The organism is Treponema sp. UBA7567 (genome assembly GCF_002476655.1).
Taxonomy (GTDB): Bacteria; Spirochaetota; Spirochaetia; order Treponematales; family Treponemataceae; genus Treponema_D.
Genome location: NZ_DLLH01000046.1, coordinates 24,447 through 30,562, shown reverse-complemented (window position 1 = coordinate 30,562; position 6,116 = coordinate 24,447). Strand labels below are relative to the sequence as shown.

The following is a 6,116-nucleotide window of genomic DNA, read 5'->3' as shown; positions in this document are numbered from 1 at the left end:
GCCGTGCTTGACACGGCAATCCGCCCGAATTTTTAATAATTTTCAAATTCGCCAATCAATTCGCCTATAATCGGAATCAGCTGTTTTTTGCGGCTGACTATGTCTTTTAAGAAATAAACCTGCTCTTCAACCTTAGGAAAATGCAGAAAATCCATGAACTTTTTTTCGCCTGCAACGAGCATCAGCGAATTTAGATTTGAAATGTCTGTTGCCAAAAGCGCGCTGAACAGCGCTTTCCGCTCTTTTTTCTGTTCCTCCAGCTGGGCGATAAATTCTTCTTTCCGCCTTAGAATTTCCTGGGTTCCGTCAACTTCAATCTGGCTTACGGTAAATGTCTCTCCGGCCTCAGAGTATTCTTTTAAGTCCTGGGCGATAATCTGCAATGCGGTTCTGTCTTTAATGCGGCTTCCGGCCTTTATTATTTCTTCGCCGAAAGATTGAATTTCAAGGCCTGTAATCTTGCTCAGAATATTGGCGATTTCTACGTCTGTTTTAGTTGTCGTAGCCGACTTTAAAATCAAGGTGTCGCTCAAAATTCCGCTCAAAAGAAGGCCTGCGATTTTTACAGGAATTTCAATCTTGTTTTCTATAAAGAGCCTTGAGATAATTGTGGAAGTTGAGCCAAGAGGCATATTTATAAAAGTAATCGGACTTTTTGTCGGGGCAGGGCCTATTCTGTGGTGATCGATTATTTCCGCGATTGTGTAGTTTTCGATTCCATCGACCGCCTGAGAAAGCTCGTTATGGTCAACAAGCGCAACTTCAAGGTCAGGCTCGTTGTGGAGATCTATTTCCGACATAATTCCAATCACCTTGTTTTCGTCGTCAACAACAGGAAGAAGACGCAGCGGACTTGAGAGAATTTCTTTTTTTACGTTTGCAAGCAGGTCTTTTGCCTGGAGCGCTTTTAGAGAAGTATTTGCAACCTTAAAAACCGGAACCGAATACATAATGAGCATAGAAGTTGAAGAAGTGTTGAGCGGGCTTAAAATTATTGTTGTTCCGATTTTTTTTGCAAGCTCAATTACCTTTGGGCTTGGAGTCCTTGAGCCTGTTATGATTAAAATATCCGCCTTGTTTTCGAGGCAGAAAAGCTGAATGTCTTCGCGGTCGCCGGTTACAACGATAACCGGCTGCGAAAGGTGGGATTTGAGAGTGTTGGAAAAAGAAGAAAAGCTTGTCGATGCCAGAATAATCTTAAATTCGCGCTGCCTGTCCGGATTGTGCTCGCTCAAAAAAGAGGCTTTTAGTGTTTCCTTTAAAAGCTTTGCCGAAGTAAAAAGCGAAAGATGGTGCATCGGGTCAAAGTTGTCAAAAATGCTCTTAAAAATCAAGTCGCTGGAAATAAGACCCTTGTAAAGCCCGGATTTGTCAACGACAGGAAGAACATTTACTTTTTTGTCGCGCATCTTGCTGACCGCGTTCCAGATCGACTCGTTTTCGCCGGTTGTAATTGCGCCTTTGTGCATGAAATATTCGACCTTTGGCAAAAGGTCTGGAATAAAAAGAGGCGGGGAGATACCGAATTTCTTGTAGATATAGTCAGTCTGCGGATTTAAGTGTCCTGCGCGGCATGCAGAATAATGCTCAAAGCCCATCTTTTTTTTCAAAAGCTCAAGAGCAGTGCTGCTGACAATCGAATCAGTGTCAGGGTTTTTGTGCCCAAAAATAAGAATCCTCTTCATAAAATCACCCCAAAGTCTTGCGAAGATTGTAGCCCAAAAACAAAAAAAAATGAATTCCAATAGATTATCGGGTCAAGCCCGATAATGACACTTTGTTTTTTGTCATTGCCGTGCTGATTAAACTGTCATTGCCGTGCTGATTAAACTGTCATTGCCGTGCTTGACACGGCAATCTGTCTGTATGGGATTATCGGGTCAAGCCCGATAATGACAGTAGGGCAATCTGGTAATGACAGTAGGGCAAGCTGGTAATGACAGCAAGGCAAGCCCGATAATGACAGCAGGGCAAGCCTGGCAATGACAGCAGGGCAAGCCCGACTGTTTAGTATGGGAGAATATTATGGACAAGCGGCAGCTGGCCGCTAAAATCTGGGAGTCCGCAAATAAAATGCGCTTCCTCTGTTTTTTTGGAAAATAATTGTGAGGCACAAAATGAAAGGAAAACTGGCAGTACTGACAGCAATATTTTTGCTTTTTTGCAAAGGAACATACATGAATGCAAGCGACATAACAACAAAAGCAAAAATCCGGGATATTATTTCTGACCCTGGGCTTGGGGATTTGGGCAGGCTTTTATTCCCTGTGAATGAAGGTGTCAATAGCATTTTTCATCAAATAGAATATTCTATAACGATTTGAGTGCTAATCTTGAATGGTAGGTTTGGGGCATATTTTTATTTATTGGAGTTGCTATGTATTCTTATGTACCCAAAAACGAAAGCCGAAGATTCAGAATTTTTTGTTCTGATAAATTAAATCAGCTGAAACAAGATTTGAAAAACAAAGGCTACGAAGTTGATTTCTATCTTGTCGGTAGCGGGATGAAAAATCTTGTTACAAGAAATGAAAATGAATCTTTTGACCTCGACCTATGTTAGCGAAAAACAAAGACGGAGACTTTTGCAGATTAATTCATAACAAGAAAGCAGATGAGAACTCATATCACTGGGATAAAATTCCTAAAAGCAAGAAAGTTTATAAAAGATTTGAAAAATTGAAATCGGCGGGTCACTTTAATGAACTTCGCGATACCTACTTGGATAAAAAGAATTTTTATTTAATTTTTTTATTTAATCCATAATGACCATTATCACTCTTCATTTACAATATTCAAGGAAACTGTAAATCAGACATGGAGTAAGTATTACAGAAGCTGAAATTCTCAGTGAGAATTTTAGTTTTTACCTTAGGAAAGATTTTTCTCGCTTTTCTCCCGATTTCGTGAGATTTTATTGAAAATTTAAGAGAAACATGGTATAATCCCCTTGTTGGAGAATCAGAATGGCGGAAGTACCTGTAAAAGACAAAATTGAATATACCGTTGCTCTCGTAAGCGATTTCGCAAAAAAATATTCGCTTTCCACCACACAGGCATTCAACTACCCAGATCGATTTAATGCCATTACGCTTTTGGAACAGCACTACAATATAGCCCGCACCCTTGCATATTCGGAAATGGTAGATACATTAGCTTCTTATTGCAAAGACCATGGAGGAAATGTCTGATGTTTTTGTATCATGGTTCAAATGTAGAAATAAACGACATATCTCGTAAGGGATTTTTCTTTTACCGTGGAACAAGCCTTGCGTGCCGTGTACAACTCAGAACTCTACCAGAAACTCTGTGACCCAAAGACAGGACTTTACTTTCAAAGCCCCCTTTATGTGTATGACTATTTAAAGACCGAAATCAAAACAGGAAAACTACAATGAGTGCGAGCTACAAAAAACTCTGGAAAATCCTAATCGACCGCGACATGAACAAGAGCGACCTCATCCGCCAGGCAAAAATCACCAGCAACATCGTAGCCAAAATGGGCAAAGGCGAAGATGTTTCCATGGAAAGCCTCAGGAAAATATGCATTGCGCTTGACTGCGAGATTGGGGATATTATGGAAGTGAATGCGGGTGATGGAGAGTGAAAAATGAGTGATATTTTTGACATTAGTCAGATGACAGAAGAAGATATAAAACTCCAGTACATCACACCAGCCTTAACATCCAAATGGGAAATTAAAAAGATTACTATGGAGACTTCTCCTGCCAACAAGTTTACAGACGGTAAAGTTCATATCAAAGGTAATATTCCAAGCCGCAATAAAGGTAAACGTTGTGACTATGTTCTCTGGTATAACAAAGGAACCCCTTTAGCAATTGTAGAAGCAAAAGATAATAATCATTCATCTTCATTTGGAATGCAACAGGCAATTACTTATGGAATTATGATGAATGTTCCTTTTGTTTATACTTCTAATGGTGACAGTTTTTTTGAACATGATTTTACTACCGGTCTTGAAAAAGAATTCCCTTTATCTGAATTCCCGACAGCAGATGAATTATATACACGATGGAAAGGTGTTGATGCTCAAAAAATAATAGAAGTTGAAAACCGTGAACGATATTACATTGACGGAAAATCAGCTGCATATGATGTTCCTCTTTGTTTTGAAGAGAAACTGATGAACACACCTTTCTATTCTGGAGCAGACTGTTATCCGCCACGTTATTATCAGCGTAATGCAGTAAACAGAACTCTTGAAGCAATTGCAAAACATCAGGCTCGTATGCTCATTGCAATGGCAACAGGAACTGGAAAAACATATACAGCTTTTCAGATTGTATGGCGTTTGATTGAATCTGGAACTAAAAAGAAAGTTCTTTATCTTGCAGACAGAAATAATCTTGTGGATCAGTCTATTCAGCAGGACTTTAAGCCGCTTGATAAAGTAATTCACAAAATCAATTTTCAGAAAGAAGACAAATCTAAAATCTCAGCATATCAGGTTTACTTTGCCTTGTACCAGCAGTTGGATTCTGCAAAACATCATAATGACGAAGAGGAAGAAACAGAAGAAGAGATTGAAAACGAACTTTCAAAGTATAAAGAATTCTTTACTCCTGATTTCTTTGATTTGATTATTGTAGATGAGTGTCACCGCGGTTCTGCAAAGGCTGATTCTCGATGGCGTAAGATTCTTGAATATTTTAATGGTGCAACACAAATTGGTATGACTGCAACCCCAAAGGAAACAAAGTATGTTTCGAATATAGATTACTTTGGAGAGCCAGTTTATTCATACAGTCTTAAGCAGGGAATTGAAGATGGATTCCTTGCACCATTCAAAGTAATTAATGTTCATACAAATATAGATGACGGCTGGCGGCCAGGAAAAGGGCAGAAGGATATTCATGGAAATGAAATTGAAGACCGCGAATATAACCTATCTGATTACGATTACAACATCATTGTTCAAGACCGCATTGATGAAGTTGCAGCTGAAATTACAAAGTACCTGAAAGAAACAGACCGCATGTCTAAAACAATTGTATTCTGTCCTACAGAAGATGCGGCTGACAGAATGCGTGTTGCATTAAACAATTTGAATACTGACATGGTTTTGAAAGATAACCAGGGAAATGTTAAAGAACAATATGTAGTACGCATTACCGGAAGTGATAAATACGGAAAAGATAAACTTGACTATTTTATTTCTGTCTCACAGCCTTACCCGGTAATTGCAACGACTTCAAAACTGCTTTCTACCGGTAGTGACTGTAAAATGGTAAAGCTTATTGTCATTGATGAACTTATTAATTCAATGACAGAATTCAAGCAGATTATTGGTCGCGGAACTCGACTTCGCTACGATGATGGAAAAACACATTTTACAATTATGGATTTTCGCAGAGTAAGCCGATTATTTGCAGACCCTGACTGGGATGGAGAAATTGAACAGGATGAAGATTTTGATCCGAAACCAGAACCTAAAATCCCTCCTGAGCCAAAAGACCCGACAGATGATCCAAATGATGATGGAGATGACCCTGATACTGTAGATCCTCCTACACCTAATCCAAAACCAATTATTGGAAAAGGACAAATAAGAGTCGATGTTCTTCAGCGTTTAGTTTCTATATATGATACAGATGGAAAACTCTTGAAGCAGGAATCTATTGAAGATTATACAAAAGAAAGTATTCTTGGAACATACCAAACTTTGGAAAACTTTATTCAGACCTGGAATGGTGAACAGAAAAAAGAAATTATCCGTAATATGCTAAAGGAGAAAGGCATTGACCTTGAACTGATAAAGAAAGACCAGAATATGACCGATGTAGATGACTTTGATTTTATCTGTCATATTGCATTTAATCAAAAGCCGCTAACAAGAAAAGAACGTGCTGAGAATGTAAAGAAACATGACATCTTTGGAAAATATGGTGAAGCAGCTCGAGAAGTAATCAATGCACTTTTGGATAAATATGCCGAACTTGGCATTTATGATATTGAATCAACAGAAATTTTAAAACAAAATCCATTTACTAAATATGGAAAACCAGCTCGAATTGCAGCTTTGTTCGGTGGAAATGACAAATACCGCGCCGCTTTGCGTGAGCTGGAAAACGAATTGTATAAAGTGGCATAAGGTT

The 6,116-nt window shown here is 38.8% G+C and carries 7 protein-coding genes; 6 read left to right on the top strand and 1 reads right to left on the bottom strand.

Annotated elements, in window-relative coordinates; translation table 11 throughout:
- Nucleotides 1–32: 32 nt before the first annotated feature.
- Complete coding sequence (locus B3Y13_RS05920; protein WP_296693288.1) at nt 33–1,685, bottom strand: putative manganese-dependent inorganic diphosphatase; 1,653 nt, start codon at nt 1,683–1,685, stop codon at nt 33–35.
- A 432-nt stretch (nt 1,686–2,117) separates the two neighbouring features.
- Between B3Y13_RS05920 and B3Y13_RS05915 the strand changes: the two genes are divergently transcribed.
- From B3Y13_RS05915 to hsdR, 6 genes are all read left to right on the top strand, one after another.
- A complete protein-coding gene (locus B3Y13_RS05915; RefSeq protein WP_296693286.1) occupies nt 2,118–2,324 on the top strand; it encodes a hypothetical protein in 207 nt (68 codons plus the stop codon).
- Nucleotides 2,325–2,377: 53 nt separating this feature from the next.
- Complete coding sequence (locus B3Y13_RS05910; protein WP_296022914.1) at nt 2,378–2,563, top strand: hypothetical protein; 186 nt, start codon at nt 2,378–2,380, stop codon at nt 2,561–2,563.
- A 403-nt stretch (nt 2,564–2,966) separates the two neighbouring features.
- Nucleotides 2,967–3,191 (top strand): DUF3791 domain-containing protein, encoded by a 225-nt coding sequence (locus B3Y13_RS05905; RefSeq protein WP_296693284.1) that lies wholly within the window; start codon nt 2,967–2,969, stop codon nt 3,189–3,191.
- Entirely contained in the window at nt 3,191–3,313 is a 123-nt protein-coding gene (locus B3Y13_RS05900) for a hypothetical protein (RefSeq protein ID WP_296693281.1), read from the top strand. Before B3Y13_RS05905 ends, B3Y13_RS05900 begins: the two co-directional genes overlap by 1 nt.
- 81 nt (nt 3,314–3,394) lie before the next feature.
- Nucleotides 3,395–3,607 carry a helix-turn-helix domain-containing protein gene (locus tag B3Y13_RS05895; RefSeq protein WP_013700830.1) on the top strand — a complete coding sequence of 71 codons (213 nt, stop codon included), beginning with the start codon at nt 3,395–3,397 and terminating at the stop codon, nt 3,605–3,607.
- A 3-nt stretch (nt 3,608–3,610) separates the two neighbouring features.
- Nucleotides 3,611–6,112: an EcoAI/FtnUII family type I restriction enzme subunit R gene (gene hsdR / locus B3Y13_RS05890; protein WP_296693278.1), complete on the top strand. Its 2,502-nt coding sequence runs from the start codon at nt 3,611–3,613 to the stop codon at nt 6,110–6,112.
- Nucleotides 6,113–6,116 lie beyond the last annotated feature (4 nt).